The organism is Streptomyces lydicus (assembly GCF_000717345.1).
Classification (GTDB): domain Bacteria; phylum Actinomycetota; class Actinomycetes; order Streptomycetales; family Streptomycetaceae; genus Streptomyces; species Streptomyces lydicus.
In genome coordinates this window covers 163,474-184,379 of record NZ_JNZA01000027.1, presented here as the reverse complement: position 1 = coordinate 184,379, position 20,906 = coordinate 163,474, and the positions used below count along the sequence as shown (strand labels likewise).

Genomic DNA, 20,906 nt, shown 5'->3' with positions numbered 1-20,906 from the left:
CCCCTCACGTTCAATTCCGCCGCCGCAATCCCGCCCAACGCGACCACCGGCCCCAGCCGCGACCCGGCCCCAGCCACCCCGGCTCCGGCCGCGACCCAGCTCCGGGCCCCATCCCCTCACCCCCCACCACGCCCGGGTAGGCGGCTGGGGCGTTGCTGATGTGCCTGGGGTCGTACCCGGGCACGTATCGGGGCGGCGGCGGCGCTAGGAGCCCGCTGCTGCGCTTTTGTCGTGTTGTACGGCGCGGTAGGCGGCGTAGGCCGTCCACTCCTCTCTGGCGAGGCGTCTCAGGTCGCGGCGGAGGGGGCGGAAGCCGCCGCCCGGCAGGAGCTTGGTGTCCAGGTCTATCGCCGAGGTGTACGCCGCCAGCAGCCGGGCGCGCCGGTCGGGGAGGCGGGCGTCGACCGCCGCCTTGAAGCGGGCACGGGCCGGGCCGGTCAGGTCCACCGCGCCGGCCGGGAAACGCTCGTACGGGAAGAGGCCCAGGGCGCGGCGGGTCTCTCGGCGCAGCGCCCCGCGTTCCTCCAGGCGGCGCAGGCACAGCTCCTGGACGGGGCGGCCGGAGCTACGCACCCAGCGGTGGGCCTTGAGGCCCCTGCTGCCCTTGGCCGGGGTGGGCAGCGCCGCCAGGGCGCCGTCGAGTATCGGGTCGCCCAGGGGCAGCGGATTGGTCACCGTGATCCGGTCGCCGTGCTCGGTGGTGATCCGGCCGGCCGCCTCCAGATCCGCCAGGGCGGCGCCAGCGAGCCCGTACCAGAGGTACTTGGGGAGGGTCAGCGGACGGCCGCGGACCGGATCGTGGGCGAGGAGGAACAGCTCCTCGGGGAGGGTGAGCGGGGCGCCGGTCATGGCGTCTCGCGGCCCGGGACGGCGGGAGCGGGCAGGATGCGGCCGGTGACCTCGCCCAGGCCGATCCGGACGCCGGCAGGGCCCGGCGCCCAGGCGGTGAGCGTGACCTCGTCGCCGTCCTGGAGGTAGGGGCCCTTGCCCACGGTGAGTTCGAGCAGGCAGCCGAGCTGGTCGGGGTCGGGTCCGGAGACCGTGCCGGAGGCGAAGAGGTCGCCGGTGCGCAGGGAGGCGCCGTTGACGGTCATGTGGGCCAGTTGCTGGGCGGCCGTCCAGTACATGGCGGAGAACGGCGGCCGGGAGACGACCGCGCCGTTGATCCGCACCTCGATGTGGATGTCGATGCCGCCCGGCTCAAGGCCCGCGTCGTCGAGGTACGGCAGCAGCGGGACGTCGCGGGCCGGCGGTGGCGTACGGGCCTCGTCGAGGGCGTCGAGCGGGGTGATCCAGGCGGAGACGGAGGTGGCGAAGGACTTGCCGAGGAACGGGCCGAGCGGCACGTACTCCCACGCCTGGATGTCGCGGGCGGACCAGTCGTTGACGAGACAGACGCCGAAGACGTGGTCACGGAAGGAGTCGAGCCCGACGGGCTGGTGGAGTGTGGAGGGCACGCCGACGACGAAGCCGACCTCGGCCTCGATGTCGAGGCGGGTGGAGGGGCCGAAGGTCGGTGCCTCGTCGGCAGGGGCCTTGCGCTGGCCGTTGGGCCGCACCACGGGGGTGCCGGTGGCGACGACGGTGCCCGCCCGGCCGTGGTAACCGATCGGCAGGTGCTTCCAGTTGGGAGGCAGTGCCGCGTTGTTCGGGCGGAAGATGCGGCCGACGTTGGTGGCGTGGTGCTCGCTGGAGTAGAAGTCGACGTAGTCGGCGACCTCGAAGGGGAGGTGCAGGGTCACCTCGTCGAGCGGGTGGAGCAGCGGTGCCACTTCGTCGCGGTGTGCGGGGTCGGTGACGGCGCTGTGGACGGCCGCGCGGATCTGCTGCCATACGGGCCGGCCGGCGGCGAGCAGGGGGTTGAGGGTCGGCCCGGCGAGCAGTTCGGCGTGCGGGTGGATGGCGGCGGGCAGGGCGCTGGGCAGGGCACTCAGATCGAGGACGTGCCTGCCGTAGCGGACACCTACCCGGCGCTGGTCGGGCGCGTCGGTGGTACTGAAGACGCCGTAGGGGAGGTTGTGCGGGCCGAAGGGGTCGCCTTCCGCCAGCTCGAACGGGCTCTGCTCGGGCATGGACAGCTCCTCGCGTTCTTCGTCGCCGGTGAGCGGCCGGACCGGTCGGGGCCTGGTGAAACCCCGGGCGGGCGGCTCGTTGATCAGAGTACGGCCGGGCACGGCACGGCGAAGTGCCCTGTGGATAACTTGCGCCACGCGGTCGGGGGCCGGGGTCGGGGTCGGGTGGAGGAACGGCGGCGGGTGAGCGGTCGGGACCGGGCCGGGAGTCGCTGGGCGGGTTGAGCCGCCGTGCCGGGCGAGCCACCCGGTGGTCCTCCTTTGCCCGTGTCCCTCAGCCGCGCCGGCCCGGCGAGGGGAACGGGGGCCAGGCGAGGAGCACGGGGCCCGCCGAGGGGCGCGGGCGTCGTACGGGCGTAGGGACGGTGTGGGAGTGCGCGCCGCCACGTACGCCCCAAGTCTCGGTAATGTCCGGAAAAGCCTTGCTGGAGCGCGCAATTCGGGCCTAGCTTCCTTTCCTGGCACGGGCCGGGGACGACTGTTCCGCTGGGTCCGCCGGGGTCCGTAGGGGTCCGCTGGGTTCCGTTGGGGGGACACGTGGCGCGCAGTGGCACACGGCTCGCGGTCGACCGGACGGTTCCGGGGCTGATCGTCAAGATCGGGGCCTACCCCCTGCACCACGGCGGCGTGGGGGCGATCCGCAGCCTGGGGCGGCTCGGTGTGCCCATGTACGCCGTCACGGAGGACCGGTACACGCCCGCGGCGGTGTCCCGCTACCTCAGCGGCCGCTTCGTCTGGCCGACCACCGGGCGCGAGGAACCGGAGCGGCTGGTCGCCGGGCTGCTGCGGATCGGCCGCCGGATCGGCCGGCCGACGGTCCTGATACCCACCGACGAAGAGGCCGCCGTGCTGGTCGCCGAGCACGCCGGAGCGCTCGCCGGAGCGTTTCTCTTCCCCCGGGTGACGCCCGGTCTGCCGCGCCGGCTGGCCAGCAAGCAGGGCCTGCACGCGCTGTGCGCCGAACACGGCGTGCCCTCCCCGGCGGCCGCCTTCCCCGCCTCGTACGCGGACGTCGAGGCGTTCGCCCGGCAGGCACGCTTCCCCGTGGTGGCCAAGAACCGCGAGGCGTTCGTACGGCGTACGCGGCCCGCGGTGGCCGGTACGACCTGGATCGGAGGCCCGGGCCAACTGCTCGATCTGGCACGGGACTGGGGCCCGCGGCCGGGCGTGATCCTTCAGGAATACCTGCCCCGCGAGCAGGCCGAGGACTGGATCGTGCACGCCTGCTTCGCGCCGGGCGGTGCGCCGCTGGCACTGTTCACCGGCGTCAAGGTGCGCTCGTGGCCGCCGCACGCCGGCATGACCGCCTGTGCGTACGTCGTCGACAACCCCGGGCTCGCGCAGCGCACCGCGCGGTTCGCCGCACGGATCGGCTTCGCCGGGATCGCCGACCTGGACTGGCGGTTCGACCGGCGCGACGGCCAGTACAAGCTGCTCGACTTCAACCCGCGGATGGGCGCGCAGTTCCGGCTCTTCGAGAACGCCGCCGGCGTCGACGTGCTGCGCGCCCTCCACCTGGACCTCACCGGCCGCGCCGTCCCCGGGGGCGCCCAGCCGGCCGGACACCGCTTCGTCGTCGAGAACGTCGACCTGCCCGCGCTGCTCGCCTACCGCGGTGGCCGGCGCACCCCCCACACGCCGGTGCGGGCCACCGGCACCGAGCTGGCCTGGTTCGCCGGCGACGACCCGCTGCCGTTCCTCGCCATGCTCGCGCGGTCCGTCGGGCCGGGCGCGAGACACCTGAGGGAGCTGCGCCGGGCGGGCCGCCGGGCGCGTACCGAGGCACCACCGACGCAAGGGGAGGGACCGAAGTGAGCACTCCGGTAGCGGTCATCGGGGCCGGCCCGTACGGCCTGTCGACAGCGGCGCACCTACGGGCGGCCGGCCTGCCGGTGCGGGTCTTCGGCCGGCCGATGGTGAGCTGGCAGGAGCAGATGCCCGCGGGCATGCTGCTCAAGTCGACGCCGGCCGCCTCCAGCCTCCACACCCCACAGGGCGGCCACACCCTCGCCGACTACTGCGCGGCCTCGGGGGAGGGCCCGTACGCGTCGGACTGGGACGTGGTGCCCGTCGAGACGTTCGTCCGGTACGGGCAGTGGGTGCAGCAGCGGCTGGTGCCCGAGTTGGAGCAGGTCCGGGTGGTCTCGGTGGACCGGAGGGCCGACGGCTTCGAGCTGAAGCTGGACAGCGGCGAGCAGTTCGGGGCGCGGGCGGTGGTCGTGGCCACCGGGCTGAGCGGGCTGGCCCATCTGCCGCCGGAACTGGCCGCGGCGGCCCCCGACGGCCCGTCCGCCACCGGCCCCGTCTCGCACAGTTCGCAGCACCACGATCTGTCGGCGCTGGCCGGCCGGGAGGTGGTCGTCGTCGGTGCCGGGCAGTCGGCGCTGGAGAGCGCGGTGCTGCTGGCCGAGGCGGGGGCGGCCGCGGTACGGGTGGTGGCGCGCGGACCGGCCGCGGTGGCCTTCGGCGCGCCGCCGGACCGCCAGCCGCGGCTGCGGCCGCCGTCGCCGTTCGGCAACGCCTGGTCGTTGTACGCGCTGACGCAGCACGCCGGCGCCTTCCGGTACCTGCCGGCTCCGGTGCGGCGCCATCTGGTGCGGCGGGTGCTCGGCCCGCTGGGCGCGTGGTGGCTGCGGGAGCGCTTCGTGGGCCGCGTCCAGGTCACGCAGGACCGGCGGATCGTGCGGGCGACGGTGCGTGACGGCCGTCCCGTACTGGCGCTGCGCGGCGCCGACGGGCAGGGCGGGGAGCTGTCCGCCGACCACGTCCTGGCCGCGACCGGCTACCGGATGGACCTGGCGGCGATGGACTTCCTGGGGCAGGGGCTGCGCACGGGGGTCGTGACGCGGGCCGGCGGGCCCCTGTTGGACGCCGGCTTCGGCTCGTCCGTACCGGGGCTGTACTTCACGGGGCTGCCGGCGGCCGCCTCGTTCGGACCGGTGATGCGCTTCGTGTGCGGCACGGAGTTCGCCTCGCCGCGGCTGGCCCGGGCGGTGGCGCGGGCACACGGCTGACCAGCGGGGGCACCCGCCCAAGTGGCGCCCCCTGGCAGGCGCGCGACAGAACCTGTCTCCCCGCCCGGCGCGCGGGGCAACCTGCCGCCCCGTCCGGCGCGCGGAGAACCTGCCACCCCGCCTGGCGCGCGCTCCGACGCCGCCCCGCCCGGCTGGCGGCCGGCCCTGCCCGCCAGCCGGCACGCGGCCCCCGTCGCCCCGCCCCGGTGGCCCCGGACGGCGGTGGTCAGCAGGGGGCCGCTCCGTGAGGATGGCGTAACAACGATGGGGCCGGCGTGGGTATCCGGCCGCCGGGGCGCTGCTGTGACTCGTGGGTGCGCCGGGGCCCCGGGCTGCCTCCGGCGCTCCCGTTCCACGGCGTCAAACCCGCGGCACCGGGTGACGCGGACGGTGCGGGGCCATGCCCCGTGGTGCTTCCCGGGCGGTTCGGGGGGCAGGCGCTCACGGTGATCGAACTGCGACCGGATACGCTGGCCAATGGTGGAGACAGCGACAGATCGACATTCAGTTTGATCGTCAGCAGACAGGAGTACCCCTCGTGACCGTCGTCGGGCCCTTCGGGCTGAGCGTGCGGGACCAGGCTCTTGAGGCCGATGTCCAGGCCGGGTTGGCGGCTGTCGAGGAGGGCCTGCTGGAGGCCACCAAGAGCGACGTGCCGTTCATCACCGAAGCCGCGCAGCATCTCGTGCGCGCGGGCGGCAAGCGGTTCCGGCCGCTGCTGGTGATGCTGGCCGCCCAGTTCGGTGACACCCACAGCCCGGGCGTGGTGCCCTCCGCCGTCGTCGTGGAGCTGACGCATCTGGCGACGCTCTATCACGACGACGTGATGGACGAGGCCGACGTGCGCCGCGGGGTGGCCAGCGCCAACGCCCGCTGGGGCAACTCCGTCGCGGTGCTGACCGGCGACTTCCTCTTCGCCCGCGCCTCGCACATCCTCGCCGACCTCGGGCCCGAGGCGGTCCGGATCCAGGCCGAGGCGTTCGAGCGCCTGGTGACCGGCCAGATCCTGGAGACCGCGGGACCGCGCGACGGCCGCGACCCCATCGACCACTATCTGGACGTCCTCGCGGGCAAGACCGGTTCGCTGGTCGCCGTGGCCTGCCGCTTCGGCGCCATGATGTCGGGCGCCGACGAGTCGACGGCCAACATCCTCACCCAGTACGGCGAGCGGCTGGGCACCGCCTTCCAGCTGGCCGACGACGTCCTGGACATCGCCAGCGACTCGCACGAGTCGGGCAAGACGCCCGGCACCGACCTGCGCGAGGGCATCGCCACCCTGCCGGTGCTGCGCCTGCGGGCCCGGGCCGAGAGCGACGCCGGCACCCCCGAGGACCGCGCGCTGTGCGAGCTGCTGGCCGGCGACCTGACCGATGACGCGCGGCACGCCGAGGCACTGACCCTGCTGCGTGCCCACCCGGCGCTCGAAGAGGCCCGCCGCGACACCGTGCGCTACGCGGAGGAGGCGCGGGCGACGCTGGCGCCGCTGCCGCCGTGCACGGCCAAGTCGGCCCTGGAGGGCCTGTGCGACGCGGTGGTCCACCGGGCCGGATGAGGCGGACGGGCCGCGCCCTCAGGGCTCGCCGGCCCGTCCCCTAGGGAGTCGTCAGACTCCTGTGGTACCTGCTCCGCCTCGTGGTGACCCGGCGTCATACCTCAGCAGTACGCCGAGTTGCGCCCGCGGGCTGACGCGTCGGGCCGGGCGATTTGGTGAGATGGAAAGCACCAGAACGCGGCGGCCGGGTCACAATGAACCCCAGGGTGGGCGAGTGGACAGCGCAGCAACCGCCGCAGACGACGGAGGTAGGGGCAATGCCACGGAACGAACCGACAGAGCGCACCGACGAGTGGGGCGAGGGGCGCTCCCCGAAGCGCCGTAAGGCAGTGCGGTACGCCGTGCCGGTCGCGGTGGCGGGAGTGGCGGCGGCCACGATCGGGCTGGTCCCGGCGTTCGCCGGCTCCGGATCCCCGGACCTGCCGAAGATCTCGGCCCAGGACCTGATAGCCAAGATCGCCTCGTCGGACGTCCAGCAGCTGTCCGGCACGGTCCGGGTCACCACGGACCTCGGCCTGCCGTCCCTGCCGGGCATGGGCGGAGCCGCCGGGAGCTTCGGCGGCGGCCGGGGCGGCGAGCAGGGCGGCAAGAGCGACGACGGGGCGTCCGCGGCGCCCCAGAGCAAGCTGATGGAGCTGGCGTCCGGCGCCCACACGCTCCGCGTCGCCGCCGACGGCCCCGACAAGCAGCGGGTCTCGATCGTCGACAAGGCCGCCGAGTACAGCCTCGTCCACAACGGCAAGGAGGTCTGGGCGTACGACAGCGGCAGCAACACCGCCGTCCACAGCACCGGCGCCGGCCGGCACGGCGACCGCCACCACGCGCCCAAGGGCCTCCCCGGGGACCTGAAGAACGCCACCCCGCAGGACCTGGCGAAGCAGGCCCTCAAGGCGGCCGGGGACACCACCTCGGTCACCGTCGACGGCACCGCCAAGGTCGCCGGGCGGGACGCCTACCAGCTGCTGATCAAGCCCAAGCAGGCCGCCTCGACGGTCGGCTCGATCCGGGTCGCGGTGGACGCCGCCAACGGCACCCCGCTGAAGTTCACCCTCACCCCCAAGAGCGGTGGCCCGGCCGCCGTCGACGTCGGCTACACCAACGTCGACTTCGCCAAGCCCGACGCGGGCCTGTTCTCCTTCACCCCGCCGAAGGGCGCCAAGGTCGTCGACGGCGACAAGGAGCGGGCGAAGGCCGAGCGCGAACACGGCAAGCGGGGCAAGGACTTCGGGTCCCGCAAGGGCGCCGAGGACTTCAAGAAGGGCCTCGGCGGGCTGAACGTCGTCGGCAAGGGCTGGACGTCCATCGCCACGATCAAGGGCACCGGCTCCGGCCTGCCCTCCGGCAAGGGCCAGGGCCCGGGCGGCGACGCCGGCAAGTTCCTGGACAGCCTCGGCGACAAGGTCAGCGGCTCCTTCGGCTCCGGCCGGGTCTTCAGCACCCGCCTGGTCAACGCGCTGATAACGGACAACGGCACCGTCTACGTCGGCGCCGTCGACAAGCAGGCCCTGATCGACGCGGCCGACGCCGCCAAGTAGGACGCGGCCGACGCCGCCAAGTGGGCGGGCCACCGCAGCAGTCGAGGGCCGCGCCGCGCCACCCCGCCGGGGTGGCGCGGCGCGGCCCGCAGGCCATCCGTACGAGAACCGGGAGAGCCGATGCCACAGCCGCCCGCCACGCGGCCCGACGGCGCCCGCGCGTCCGCGCCCGGCGCCGGCCCGGCGAGCCCGCCGCCCGCGGACCCGGTGATCGAGACGCGGGGGCTCACCAAGGCGTACCGCGGCGGCCAGCTCGCCGTCGACGGCCTCGACCTGGTCGTCCCGCGCGGCAGCGTCTTCGGCTTCCTCGGGCCGAACGGCTGCGGCAAGACCACCACCATCCGCATGCTGATGGGCCTGATCGACGCCACCGCCGGCAGCGCCCGGGTGCTCGGCTCGCCGATGCCCGCCGCGGGCCGGCGGGTGCTGCCCAAGGTCGGTGCCCTCATCGAGGGCCCGGCGCTCTACGGTTTCCTCAGCGGCCGCGACAACCTCAGGCGCTTCGACGCGGCCGACCCGGCCGCCGATCCCCGCACCCGCGAGCGGCGCGTCGACCAGGCGTTGCAGCGGGTCGGCCTGGCCGCCGCGGCCGGCAAGAAGGCGCGGGCCTACTCGCTCGGCATGAAGCAGCGGCTGGGGCTGGCGGCGGCCCTGCTGCAGCCGCGCGAGCTGCTGGTGCTCGACGAGCCGACCAACGGCCTGGACCCGCAGGGCATGCGGGAGATCCGCGCCCTGGTCCGCGAGCTGGCGGCGGACGGCACCACCGTCTTCCTCTCCTCCCACCTCCTCGACGAGATCGAGCAGGTCTGCACGCACGCCGCGGTGATGGCCCGCGGCCGGCTGATCACCCAGGGCACGGTCGCCGACCTCTCCGCCACGGTCCTCGACACGCGGGCGAGCGGCCGGCTGACGGTCACCACCCCCGACCCGGCGGACGCCGCCCGGGTACTGAAGGAGCACGGCGTGACCGAGCTGCAGCTCACCGACGACCGCGTCACGGGCGACCTGCCCGGCGCAGCGGACGGCCAGGTGCCGCCCGACCTCGCCGACCTCAACGCCGCGCTGGTGCACGCCGGGGTCCGGGTCCGCGCCTTCGGTACCGAACGCGCCTCGCTGGAAGACGTCTTCGTCCAGCTGACCGGGGAGGGCTTCGATGTCGCAGGCTGAGTTGTCGCAGGCCGGGGCGGCGCCGCGCAGTCCCCGGCCGCTGTGGTCGCTGGGCCTGCTGCGCAGCGAGATCACCATGACCTTCCGGCGCTGGCGCACCCTCGCGCTGCTGGCGGTGCTCGCGGGCGTACCGGTCCTGGTCGGTGTCGCCGTCAGGATCGAGACCGGACGCGGCCGTTCAGGGGGCGGCGGTGGCGGCGAGGGCGGCCCGGCGTTCATCTCCCAGGTCACCAACAACGGCGTGTTCCTGGTCTTCACCTCGCTGGCGGTGACGCTGCCGTTCTTCCTCCCGATGGCGATCGGAGTGATCGCGGGCGACTCCATAGCCGGCGAGGCGCACGGGGGGACGCTGCGCTACCTCCTCGTCGCCCCCGCGGGCCGTACGCGCCTGCTGCTGGTCAAGTACGCCACGACCCTGACGTTCTGTCTGGTGGGCACGCTGACCGTGGCGCTCTCCGCGCTGGCGACCGGCGCGCTGCTCTTCCCACTGGGCGAGGTCACCCTGCTCTCCGGGACCTCCATACCCCTGGCCGAGGGGCTGCTGCGGGCGCTGGCCATCGCGGGTGCGGTGGCGCTGTCGCTCGTCGGGGTGGCCGCGATCGGCCTGTTCCTCTCCACGCTCACCACCAGCGGCATCGCCGCCATGGCGACCACCGTCGGCCTGCTGATCACGGTGCAGATCCTGGACACCCTCCCGCAGCTGGAGACCATCCAGCCCTACCTCTTCCCGCACTACTGGCTGTCCTTCGCGGATCTGCTCCGCGACCCCGTCTACTGGGACCAGCTGGCGAAGAACTTCGGCCTGCAGGCGGTGTACGCGGCGGTGTTCGGCACGGCGGCCTGGGCGCGGTTCACCACCCGGGACATCACGGCTTGACGCCGGGGGCCTCGGGCTCCGCGGGGGCAACGGCCGTCTGGAGCGCACCGGCGGCGGCCGCCTCGCCCGCGCGGGCCGCGGCCTCGGCCAGCTCGCCGCGCGCCCGCCGTGCGGTGCGCAGCGCGTCGTAGGTCAGCACGGCGAGGGCCGCCCACACCAGCGCGAAACCGGCCCAGCGCTCCGGCGGCATCTCCTCGTGGAAGACCGTGAGGCCCAGCAGGAACTGGAAGGTCGGCGCCAGGTACTGCAGCATCCCGATCACCGTCAGCGGCAGCCGCATCGCCGAGGCGCCGAAGCAGATCAGCGGCACCGCGGTCGCGACACCGCACGCCGAGAGCAGCAGCGCCTGCCCCACCCCGCCGGTGGTGAAGCTGGACTCGCCGCGTGCGCCCAGGAAGATCAAGTAGCCCAGTGCGGGCAGGAACTGCATGGCCGTCTCGGCGCTGAACCCCTCGATGCCGTCGAGCTTGATGCCCTTCTTGGCCAGCCCGTACGTCGCGAACGAGAGAGCCAGGCCGAGCGCGATCCAGGGCACCTTGCCGTAGGCGACGGTCATCACGACCACCGCGAGGGCGCCGACACCCACCGCCGTCCACTGCAGCGGCCGCAGCCGCTCCCGCAGCACGAGTACCCCGAAGGCGATGCTGACCAGCGGGTTGATGAAGTAGCCGAGCGACGCCTCCAGTACGTGCCCGGCATTGACGGCCCAGATGTACAGGAACCAGTTCGTCGAGATGAACACGGCGCAGACCAGGACCAGCGCCAGCTTCCGGGGCTGCCGCAGCAGCGGGCCCACCCAGGCCCAGCGGCGCAGCACGGCCAGGATGACGACGGCGACGGGCAGGGACCACGCCATGCGGTGGGCCAGGATCTCGGACGGCGAGGCCGCGTCCAGCAGGTGCCAGTACAGCGGCAGCAGGCCCCACATGGTGTAGGCGGCGGCACCATAGGCGAGTCCGGCGCGCTGATCGCTTCGAGGCTGCAAGGGACCCTCCCGAGGATGTTCCGTCGACCCTGTGAAGGTAGCGCCGTACGGCCCGGCTGTCATGGGTGTATCGGCATACGGTCATGACACCTGGGCTGTGCGGCGTCGGCGGGCGCTGCGGGCGGCGCACCGGCGCCGGGCGTGCGCCGGCTCCGGCGGGAAGTCGCCTCAGGTGGGCAGCTGTTTCAGGGCCTCCGCGATCGACTCGGCGATCGGTGTGGTCGGGCGGCCCAGGAGCCGGGAGAGGTCGCCGGGCGTCGCGGCCAGCTCGCCGCGCGCGATCCCGGCGTCCGCGTCGGCGACCATCCGCGCGCCCAGCGCCGGTACGCCCGCCTCGATCATCAGCGCCACGTACGCGTCGTGCGGCAGATCGTTGTACGGGATCTTCCGGCCGGTCTGCCGGGACACCTCGGCCGCGTACTCGGCCATCGTCCAGGCGGTGTCGCCGCTCAGCTCGTACACCGTGTTGTCGTGGCCGCTGCCGGTGAGCACGACGGCGGCGGCCTCGGCGTAGTCCCGCCGCGCGGCGCTGGCCACCCGGCCCTCGCCCGCGCTGCCGACCACCGCGCCGATCTTCAGGGTGGTGGCCAGTGCCCCGGTGTAGTTCTCGTTGTACCAGCCGTTGCGCAGCAGGCAGTACGGCACTCCGGACGCGAGCAGCGCCTGCTCGGTGGCGATGTGCTCCTCGGCGATGGAGAAGGTGGCGGCCGGTCCGCCCAGCACGCTGGTGTAGGCGAGCAGCCCGACGCCCGCCTCGCGTGCGGCGTCGATCACCGCGCGGTGCTGGGTGAGCCGCTGCCCGGCCTCGTTGCCGGAGATGAACAGGACCCGGTCGCCGGCCGCGAAGACCCCGTCGAGCGTTTCGGGCCGCCCGTAGTCCGCGCTCTCGATCCGGACGCCCCGGGCCGCCAGGCCGGCGGCCTTGGCCCGGTCGCGGGCGAGGGCGACGATGTCGTCCGGTGCGGTGCGCCTGAGCAGTTCCTCGACGGCCAGTCGGCCGAGCGCCCCGGTGGCGCCGGTGACAACAATGCTCATTTCCTACCCCCAGATGGACGGGAAACGGCCAGCATCGCACTCGAAACGGACGCGCAGAAGAGACGCGCCGCACCCCGTAAAGACAGCGGGTGCCCGTAGGGGAACGCCGTAAGACGCTCCTCCACGGGCACCCGCAGCGGCGACCGGGAACGTGCGCGGTGGGAAGCCGCGCCCGTACCCGCTGTCAGCCGACGACCGTCCAGGTGTCGTTCCCGGCCAGCAGTGCGGCCAGGTCGCCCTTGCCCTTCTGCTCGATGGCCGAGTCCAGCTGCTCGGACATCAGGGTGTCGTAGACCGGCCGGTCGACATCGCGCAGCACACCGATCGGGGTGTGGTGCAGGGTGTCGGCGTCGGCGAGCCGGGAGAGCGCGAAGGCGGTGGTGGGCGACGGGTTGTGCGCGTCGTGCACCAGGACGCCGCCGGTGCCCTCCTCCCGCACGTCGATGACCTTGAGGTCGCCGGTGGCCGGGTCGCGGACCACGCCCTTGGAGCCGAAGCCGTCGGGGGCCAGCGCGCCGAAGCGGATCGGCTGCCCGTGCTCCAGACGGATGACGGCCTCCTGGGCCTGCTCCTTGTCCTTGAGCGCCTCGAACGCGCCGTCGTTGAAGATGTTGCAGTTCTGGTAGATCTCCACCAGCGCCGTACCGGGGTGGGCGGCGGCCTGGCGCAGCACCGACGTGAGGTGCTTGCGGTCGGAGTCGACGGTGCGGGCCACGAACGACGCCTCCGCGCCGAGGGCCAGCGAGACCGGGTTGAACGGCGCGTCCAGCGAGCCCATCGGCGTCGACTTGGTGATCTTGCCGACCTCGGAGGTGGGGCTGTACTGGCCCTTGGTCAGACCGTAGATCCGGTTGTTGAACAGCAGGATCTTGAGGTTGACGTTGCGCCGCAGGGCGTGGATGAGGTGGTTGCCGCCGATGGACAGCGCGTCGCCGTCGCCCGTGACGACCCAGACGGACAGGTCGCGCCGGGAGGAGGCCAGGCCGGTGGCGATGGCCGGGGCGCGGCCGTGGATGGAGTGCATCCCGTAGGTGTTCATGTAGTACGGGAAGCGGGAGGAGCAGCCGATGCCGGAGACGAAGACGATGTTTTCCTTCGCCAGGCCGAGCTCGGGCATGAAGCCCTGCACGGCGGCGAGGACGGCGTAGTCACCGCAGCCGGGGCACCAGCGCACTTCCTGATCGGACTTGAAGTCCTTCATGGACTGCTTGGCGTCGGCCTTGGGCACCAGGGAGAGCGCCTCGATCTGCGAGGACCTCTCCGAGATCGTCTCAGTCATTGATGGCCTCCTTAAAGACCTCCGCGAGTTGCTCGGCCTTGAACGGCATTCCGCTGACCTGGGTGTGCGAGCGCGCGTCCACCAAGTACCTGGCGCGCAGCAGAGTGGCGAGCTGTCCGAGGTTCATCTCCGGCACGATCACCTTGTCGTAACGCGCCAGGACCTCGCCGAGATTCCGTGGGAAGGGGTTGAGGTGGCGCAGATGGGCCTGCGCGATGCGCTCCCCTGCGCCCCGTACGCGCCGTACCGCGGCGGTGATCGGTCCGTACGTCGAACCCCAGCCGATGACAAGGGTGTTGGCGCCCAGGCCGTCGGTGGCGGGGTCGTCGACCTCGATGTCGGGGACCTCGATGCCGTCGACCTTCGCCTGGCGGGTGCGCACCATGAAGTCGTGGTTGGCGGGGTCGTAGGAGATGTTGCCGGTGCCGTCCTGCTTCTCGATGCCGCCGATGCGGTGTTCCAGGCCCGGGGTGCCCGGCACGGCCCAGGGGCGCGCCAGCGTCTGCTCGTCGCGCTTGTACGGCCAGAAGACCTCGGTGCCGTCGGCCAGCTGGTGGTTGGGGCCGGAGGCGAACTGGACGCGCAGGTCGGGCAGCTCCACCACGTCGGGGATCCGCCAGGGCTCGGAGCCGTTGGCGAGATAGCCGTCGGAGAGCAGGAAGACGGGGGTGCGGTACGTGAGCGCGATACGGGCCGCGTCCAGCGCCGCGTCGAAGCAGTCGGCGGGGGTCTTCGGCGCCACGATCGGCACCGGTGCCTCGCCGTTGCGCCCGTACATGGCCTGCAGCAGGTCAGCCTGCTCGGTCTTCGTCGGCAGACCCGTCGAGGGGCCGCCGCGCTGGATGTCCACGATCAGCAGCGGGAGTTCGAGGCTGACCGCGAGGCCGATGGTCTCCGACTTGAGCGCCACACCCGGTCCGGACGTGGTCGTGACCGCCAGCGCGCCGCCGAACGCCGCGCCCAGCGCCGCGCCGATGCCGGCGATCTCGTCCTCCGCCTGGAACGTCCGCACACCGAAGTTCTTGTGCTTGGACAGCTCGTGCAGGATGTCGGAGGCCGGGGTGATGGGGTACGAGCCCAGGTACAGCGGCAGATCCGCCTGCTGGGAGGCGGCGACCAGGCCGTAGGACAGCGCGAGGTTGCCGGAGATGTTGCGGTAGGTACCGGTAGGGAACGCCTGGGTCGCCGGCGCGACCTCGTAGGAGACGGCGAAGTCCTCGGTGGTCTCACCGAAGTTCCAGCCCGCCCGGAACGCGGCGACGTTCGCCTCCGCGATGTCCGGCTTCTTGGCGAACTTCGTGCGCAGGAACTTCTCGGTGCCCTCGGTGGGCCGGTGGTACATCCACGACAGCAGCCCCAGCGCGAACATGTTCTTGCTGCGCTCGGCCTCCTTGCGGGAGAGCCCGAAGTCCTTGAGCGCCTCGACCGTCAGCGTCGTCAGCGGCACGGGGTGGACGTTGTAGGCCGCCAGCGAGCCGTCCTCCAGCGGGCTGGTCGCATAGCCGACCTTCGCCATCGGGCGCTTGGTGAACTCGTCGGTGTTGACGATGATCTCCGCGCCGCGCGGCACGTCGGCGAGGTTCGCCTTGAGCGCGGCCGGGTTCATCGCGACCAGCACGTTCGGAGCGTCACCGGGCGTCAGGATGTCGTGGTCGGCGAAGTGCAGCTGGAAGCTGGAGACGCCGGGCAGGGTGCCGGCAGGGGCGCGGATCTCGGCGGGGAAGTTCGGCAGCGTCGACAGGTCGTTGCCGAACGACGCCGTCTCGGATGTGAACCGGTCCCCGGTGAGCTGCATGCCGTCACCGGAGTCACCGGCGAACCGGATGATCACCCGGTCCAGGCGCCGGACTTCTTTGCCTTCGCCGCCGTTACCGGAAGTGCGCTGTTCCCCGACAAGCGCTGCGTCGGTCTGCTCGGCTCGGCTACTGACCTGGCTGGTCACTGCTTCGGACCTCCCTCGAGGGGTGCGGCGTCCCCGCCGGAGGCAGGGCTCGGGACGTGTCGTACCGGACGGTTGTCCCATAACCATCGTACGTGGGTAAGGGTGCCCTTCCCTGGGTTGCTCACATGATGGACGTCAAGCTGAGACAGTGATCTGGTGCGTTTTGTCATGAAATCATCGCCCCCGTGGCCCCTTGTTCATGACGCTCCGGACTCCTCCATTGGTTCTCCGCCCAAAGTCCTGGACCTGGGCGGGCGGCGCCCCGACCAGCCACCTGACAGGGTGTCAGGTCGTCAGGAGTTGAGATAGGTGAGGACGGCGAGCACCCTGCGGTGATCCCCGTCACTCTGCGCCAGCCCCAGCTTCAGGAAGATGTTGCTGACGTGCTTCTCGACGGCGCCGTCGCTGACCACCAGCTGCCGGGCCACGGCGGAGTTCGTCCGGCCCTCGGCCATCAGCCCCAGCACCTCGCGCTCCCGCGGGGTCAGCCGGCCGAGCACGTCCTGCTTGCGGCTGCGCCCCAGCAGCTGTGCCACCACCTCGGGGTCCAGCGCGGTGCCGCCCCCGGCGACCCGGACCACAGCGTCGACGAACTCCCGCACCTCGGCCACCCGGTCCTTGAGCAGGTAGCCGACGCCCCGGGTGGAGCCCGCCAGCAGCTCCGTGGCGTACTGCTCCTCGACGTACTGCGAGAGCACCAGGACACCGAGGTCCGGGTGGTCGCGGCGCAGCCGGACCGCGGCCCGCACGCCCTCGTCCGTATGGGTCGGCGGCATCCGTACGTCCGCCACCACCACGTCCGGCAGCGCGCCCTCGTCGGCCAGCTCACCGATCACCTTGATCAGCGCCTCGGCGTCCCCCACGCCCGCCACGACCTCGTGCCCACGGTCGGTGAGCAGCCGGGTCAGCCCCTCGCGGAGCAGCACCGAATCCTCGGCGATGACCACCCGCACCCTGTTCTCCACGACTCAGATCCCCCATGCCTCAGCACACCCACCCTGTCAGCCGCCAGCATTCCAGCATCCGGACGCGGGCGGGCGGGTGATGCGGGGTACGGGTGCTGCCGAGGCGGGGAGGGCGGCCCGAGGCGGAGCCGGACGGTCGGCGGACAGGTCGGCGCGGGGCCGGACCCCCGTCCCGGCCCCGCGCCGCGGTCCCTACCGGATCAGCCGCGCCACGGCAGCTCGGCGGTGATCGAGGTCGGGCCGCCCACGGGGGATTCGATCATCAGCAGGCCGTCGACGGCGGCGAGCCGCTCGGCGAGGCCGGCCAGGCCGGTGCCCTCGTCGGCGCGGGCGCCGCCCCGGCCGTCGTCCGACACCAGCACCATGAGCCGGTCCGCGGTGCACCAGACGTCCAGCGTCGCGCCGGTCGCCCGGGCGTGCTTGGAGACGTTCTGCAGCAGCTCGGAGGCGGTGAAGTACGCGATGCCCTCGATCGCCGCGGCCGGCCGGCGGTCCAGATCCACGGTGACCTGCACCGGCACCGTGCAGCGCGCGGCCAGCGCCGACAGCGCCGGGCCGAGCCCCCGGTCGGTGAGGATCGCCGGATGGATCCCGCGGGCCAGGTCCCGCAGCTCCTGGAGCGCGATCTTCACCTCGCCGTGCGCCTCGTCGACCATCTTCGCGGCGGCCTGCGGGTCCTCCGCCAGCTTCTCCTTGGCCAGGCCCAGATCCATGGCGAGGGAGACCAGCCGGGCCTGCGCGCCGTCGTGCAGATCGCGCTCGATGCGCCGCAGATCGGCCGCCGCGGTGTCCACGACCACCCCGCGGTCGGTCTCCAGCTGCGTGACCCGGGTGGCGAGGGACGACGGGCCCAGCAGGCCGCGCACCATGACCCGGTCCACCTGGGTCAGCCCGTGGATCAGCCACGGCCCGGCCAGCACGAGCAGCAGCCCGGCCCCGGCGGCGAACCCGATCTCCGCCGGGGTGTCGAGATAGACGCCGTTGCCGGAGCCGTCGCCCCACAACTGGATACCGGGCTGCCCCAGATACGCGGGGAGGGTCCACCGCCACAGCGGGTAGGCCAGCAGGGTCCAGCCGACGGTCCAGAACGTCAGCGACACGACGAAGGAGAAGACCGCCCACGGGAAGTGCAGCAGGGAGTAGAGGAGGTGCCGCCAGGACACCCCGCTCTTGAGCACCGCCCCGACCCACGCCAGCAGCCCCGGCTTCGACGGGCGGACCGGCTCCGGGTCGGCCACGTCCGTCCCCAGCAGGCCGCGGGCCCGCGCACGCTCCACACCGCCCAGCGCCCGGCCGCCGGCCAGACCGCCCGCCAGCACCGGCACGCCCAGGAACGTCACCAGCAGGCCGGCGCCGAGCGCGATGACCGCCACCGCGTACGTGAACATCAGGACGGACATCGGGAGGCTGAGGAAGAGGTACAGGAACTCCCGCCAGGTGCGCCCGGAGAAGGGGGCGCGCAGCCCCACGGGCACTCGTGGGGCGCGGGGCCGGGGTGCGTATGCGGTATCCATCGTCGCGTCGTCCGTTCTGCCGTGTGCGGCCCCCGCCTGCCGGCGCCGCTGCCTGGTCCGCAGGCCCTGCGCGGACCGGCGGGCTTTTTCGCCACCACCAGCCTCCGCGCGCGGCGCCCCCGGCACCATGAGGGCCTTCGCAGTCTTTCCCTGGGGTTTTCCCCACCCCCGGGGCCCGCGGTGGGGCCGAGGCGGCCGGTCAGCGGCCCCTCGGGACCGGGCCGCGCTTGGCCGCCCCGACCGGCCCGGCCTCCGTACGCGCCCGCCACGGCAGCTCCGCCGTCACCCGCGTGGGCCCGCCGGCCGGCGAATCCAGGACGAACACCCCGTCCACCGACCCCAGCCGCTCGGCGAGCCCGGCCATCCCGGTGCCCCCGTCGAGCCGCGCCCCGCCCTTCCCGTCGTCCACGACCTGGATCAGCAGCCGGTCCCGCGCCCGCCACACCTCGACGGACGCCCGGCGCGCCGCACTGTGCTTGGAGACGTTCTGCAGCAGCTCGGAGACGGTGAAGTAGGCGATGCCCTCGATGGCCGGGGCGGGCCGCTCGTCCAGGTCCACCGCCGTCGTCGCGGGCACCGTGCAGCGCCCGGCCAGGGACGCCAGGGCCGGCCCCAGCCCGCGGTCGGTGAGGATCGCCGGATGGATGCCCCGGGCCAGATCCCGCAGCTCCTGGAGCGCCAGTTTCACCTCGCCGTGCGCCTCGTCCACCATCGCCGCCACGCTCTCGTCGGCCCGGCCCTCCAGCAGCTTCTCCTTCGCCAGGCCGAGCCCCATGGCCAGCGCCACCAGCCGGGCCTGCGCACCGTCGTGCAGGTCCCGCTCGATGCGCCGCAGATCGGCCGCCGCGGTATCGGTGACTGTCACCCGGTCCGACTCCAGCTCGGCGATCCGCCGCTCCAGCTCGTCGGACGGCGACAGCAGCCCGCGCACCATCGCCCGGTCCGCGTTCGACAGCCAGCGCGCCACCCACGGCAGCACCGGCCACCCCACGAAGAGCGAGGCGAGGACCACCGTGAAAGTGAGGACGGCCCACGGCAGCCGGACGAACGCGAACAGCGCATGCCGCCAGGCGACCGGGTCCTTCAAACGCATCCACAACCACGGGAAGAACCCCCGGTCCCGCGGCCGCAACCGGCTCGGCTCCTCGACCCGCACCCCCAGCAGTGCCCGGGCCCGGGTCCGCTCCAGCTTCCCGTACCAACGGCACGCGCTCAGGCCCGCGGCCAGCAGCGGAAGCCCGACCACGGTGACCGACAGTCCGATGCCCAGCACCAGCCACACCACCAGCACCACGAACGCCGGGACGCCCAAAGGGAAGTTGGCCAGCAGGTACCCGATCTCCCGCCAGGTCACGCCGTCGAACGGCGCTCTGGGCGGGGGTGGTGAGGCGCCGTCAAGGGCGTCGTCGGCAGCGCTGGGTCGGGAACTCTCCGTCATGCGCCCAGCCTGCCCGGCGGCGGCGCCGTGTGCCATGGGGCAGCTGGGGTGGTGGAGGTGGGGTTTGCCCTACCTCCACCACTCGTCCCGTATGCCCCCACCGCAGGTCAAGGCCCCACCAGAGGGCGGGACGACGGCCCGGGCCGGTGGCCGTCTCGTTATCCACAGCGGTGGACACGGCGCGCCGGCGGGACCGTATTGTGTGGCGATGCACAACGGGAGGGGCGAGGGGCGATGGCGCGGAGTGACGACGGCCAGTTGCTGAAGCCGCAGTTCGCCGCGCGGCAGTCCGGCGCCGCGGCGCGGGACCTCATCGAGGCGTTGGCGGGCCCCCTCGACGTCTCCGGCTGGGGATGGGGCGAGCGCAGCAGGACCTGGACGGCGGTGACGGCGAGTCTGGTGCTCGCGGCGGTCACCGGGGTCTGTGCGCACGTCTGGTTCGCGGGCGGTGCCGCGCTCTGGCTCGGGATCGCGGCCGTCGTGCTCGCGGGCGCCGGGGCGGCGTCCGGCGCGCTCGCCGGACGGAGCGGCCGGCCCGTCCCCGCGGCCGCCTTGATACTGCTCGGCGGCGCGCTGGGCGTGGCCGCCGCATGGCAGGCGGCGCCGGGCGGCAGCGCCCGGATCGCCGCCGTCGGACTGACCGTCGCGGCGCTGCTCGCGCTCCTCGGCTGCGGTACGGGGCTGGGGCGCGGCGGCCTGACGGGTGCGGCGTGCACCGCGCTCGCGGTGGGCGCGTGGGAGCTGGGCCTGGCCCTGACCACCCCCGCCCGTACGGGAGTTGCGCTCGGCTTCGGCTCCGTACTGGTCCTCGGATATCTGCCGCGGCTGGCCCTGATGTGGGCCGGTCTGACGCGCCTGGACGACCAGCGTGCGGGCGGCACGCCGGTCAGCCGGCACCAGGTGGCGGCCGCACTGGGCGCCGCCCACCGGGAACTGGCCCTGGCCACGGTGGCGATGGCCGCCTCGGCCGGCGCCGCGGGGGTGCTCGCGGTGCGCACTCCCGGCCTGTGGACGGTGCTCGGCGCGCTGCTGCTGTGCGTCGTGCTGTGCTCGCGGGCGCGCGCGTATCCGCTGGCGGTGGAGGTGGTCGCGCTGCTGGCGGCCGGGCTGGCGGTGTGCGTACGCCTGGTGCTGCTGTGGGCCGCCGACGGCGGGGCGCCGGCCCTCGCGCTGGTCGCGCTGGCCCTGCTGGCCGCGTTGCCGGTCGCGGTGCTCGCGGTGCGGCTGCCGGAACAGCTGCGGGCCCGGCTGTGGCGGTGGCTGGACGTGGTCGAGTCGGTGAGCGTGGTGGCACTGATCCCGGTGGCCCTCGGGGCCTTCGGGGTCTACGGGCTGCTGTTCGGCGGGTCCTGACCCGGAGGGTGGAGGAGGGATCGTGTCAGCGTCGGGAGCCAAGGGCGACGGAATCACCACGGGCGCGGGAGCCGCAGCGGAAACAGGAGTGCCGGGGGGACCTGGAGCGGCAGCGCAGGCAGGCACGGGAGCGCAGGCAGGAACGGGAGCCGGGGTGGGTGCGGTAGTGGGCGAGACG

The 20,906-nt window shown here is 73.4% G+C and carries 16 protein-coding genes; 7 read left to right on the top strand and 9 right to left on the bottom strand.

The window, feature by feature from the left end; translation table 11 throughout:
- Positions 1–204: 204 nt before the first annotated feature.
- Both OO62_RS24745 and fahA read right to left on the bottom strand, forming a co-directional pair.
- Positions 205–849, bottom strand: a complete 645-nt coding sequence (locus OO62_RS24745; RefSeq protein ID WP_033269749.1) for a GOLPH3/VPS74 family protein — start codon at positions 847–849, stop codon at positions 205–207.
- A complete protein-coding gene (gene fahA, locus OO62_RS24740; protein WP_033269770.1) occupies positions 846–2,072 on the bottom strand; it encodes a fumarylacetoacetase in 1,227 nt (408 codons plus the stop codon). Before fahA ends, OO62_RS24745 begins: the two co-directional genes overlap by 4 nt.
- Before the next feature lie 537 nt (positions 2,073–2,609).
- Here fahA and OO62_RS24735 point away from each other — a divergent pair.
- From OO62_RS24735 to OO62_RS24710, 6 genes are all read left to right on the top strand, one after another.
- On the top strand, positions 2,610–3,887 hold the full coding sequence (locus OO62_RS24735; RefSeq protein ID WP_033269748.1) for a carboxylate--amine ligase: 1,278 nt from the start codon (positions 2,610–2,612) through the stop codon (positions 3,885–3,887).
- Positions 3,884–5,086 (top strand): FAD-dependent oxidoreductase, encoded by a 1,203-nt coding sequence (locus tag OO62_RS24730; RefSeq protein ID WP_033269747.1) that lies wholly within the window; start codon positions 3,884–3,886, stop codon positions 5,084–5,086. Before OO62_RS24735 ends, OO62_RS24730 begins: the two co-directional genes overlap by 4 nt.
- 538 nt (positions 5,087–5,624) lie before the next feature.
- Positions 5,625–6,638: a polyprenyl synthetase family protein gene (locus OO62_RS24725; RefSeq protein WP_033269746.1), complete on the top strand. Its 1,014-nt coding sequence runs from the start codon at positions 5,625–5,627 to the stop codon at positions 6,636–6,638.
- A 257-nt stretch (positions 6,639–6,895) separates the two neighbouring features.
- Complete coding sequence (locus tag OO62_RS24720) at positions 6,896–8,173, top strand: LolA family protein (protein ID WP_033269745.1); 1,278 nt, start codon at positions 6,896–6,898, stop codon at positions 8,171–8,173.
- 120 nt (positions 8,174–8,293) lie between these two features.
- Positions 8,294–9,340, top strand: coding sequence for an ABC transporter ATP-binding protein (locus tag OO62_RS24715; protein ID WP_033269744.1), 1,047 nt, complete (start codon positions 8,294–8,296; stop codon positions 9,338–9,340).
- A complete protein-coding gene (locus tag OO62_RS24710) occupies positions 9,327–10,217 on the top strand; it encodes an ABC transporter permease (RefSeq protein ID WP_033269743.1) in 891 nt (296 codons plus the stop codon). Before OO62_RS24715 ends, OO62_RS24710 begins: the two co-directional genes overlap by 14 nt.
- Here the strand turns inward: OO62_RS24710 and rarD are convergent.
- From rarD to OO62_RS24675, 7 genes are all read right to left on the bottom strand, one after another.
- Positions 10,207–11,202, bottom strand: coding sequence for an EamA family transporter RarD (gene rarD, locus OO62_RS24705; RefSeq protein ID WP_033269742.1), 996 nt, complete (start codon positions 11,200–11,202; stop codon positions 10,207–10,209). The genes OO62_RS24710 and rarD overlap by 11 nt on opposite strands.
- 168 nt (positions 11,203–11,370) lie before the next feature.
- The gene (locus OO62_RS24700; RefSeq protein WP_033269741.1) at positions 11,371–12,237 is read right to left on the bottom strand and encodes an SDR family oxidoreductase; all 867 of its coding nucleotides are present in this window, start codon (positions 12,235–12,237) and stop codon (positions 11,371–11,373) included.
- A gap of 184 nt (positions 12,238–12,421) precedes the next feature.
- On the bottom strand, positions 12,422–13,516 hold the full coding sequence (locus OO62_RS24695) for a 2-oxoacid:ferredoxin oxidoreductase subunit beta (RefSeq protein ID WP_033269740.1): 1,095 nt from the start codon (positions 13,514–13,516) through the stop codon (positions 12,422–12,424).
- Complete coding sequence (locus OO62_RS24690) at positions 13,509–15,458, bottom strand: 2-oxoacid:acceptor oxidoreductase subunit alpha (RefSeq protein ID WP_033269739.1); 1,950 nt, start codon at positions 15,456–15,458, stop codon at positions 13,509–13,511. The genes OO62_RS24695 and OO62_RS24690 overlap by 8 nt, the downstream gene beginning before the upstream one ends.
- Before the next feature lie 293 nt (positions 15,459–15,751).
- Positions 15,752–16,411 carry a response regulator transcription factor gene (locus tag OO62_RS24685; protein WP_033269738.1) on the bottom strand — a complete coding sequence of 220 codons (660 nt, stop codon included), beginning with the start codon at positions 16,409–16,411 and terminating at the stop codon, positions 15,752–15,754.
- 212 nt (positions 16,412–16,623) lie between these two features.
- On the bottom strand, positions 16,624–17,937 hold the full coding sequence (locus OO62_RS24680; RefSeq protein WP_033269737.1) for a sensor histidine kinase: 1,314 nt from the start codon (positions 17,935–17,937) through the stop codon (positions 16,624–16,626).
- Between the two features lie 199 nt (positions 17,938–18,136).
- Positions 18,137–19,375 (bottom strand): sensor histidine kinase, encoded by a 1,239-nt coding sequence (locus OO62_RS24675; protein WP_033269769.1) that lies wholly within the window; start codon positions 19,373–19,375, stop codon positions 18,137–18,139.
- Between the two features lie 234 nt (positions 19,376–19,609).
- Between OO62_RS24675 and OO62_RS24670 the strand changes: the two genes are divergently transcribed.
- Positions 19,610–20,728, top strand: a complete 1,119-nt coding sequence (locus tag OO62_RS24670) for a ubiquitin family protein (protein WP_033269736.1) — start codon at positions 19,610–19,612, stop codon at positions 20,726–20,728.
- Positions 20,729–20,906: the final 178 nt, after the last annotated feature.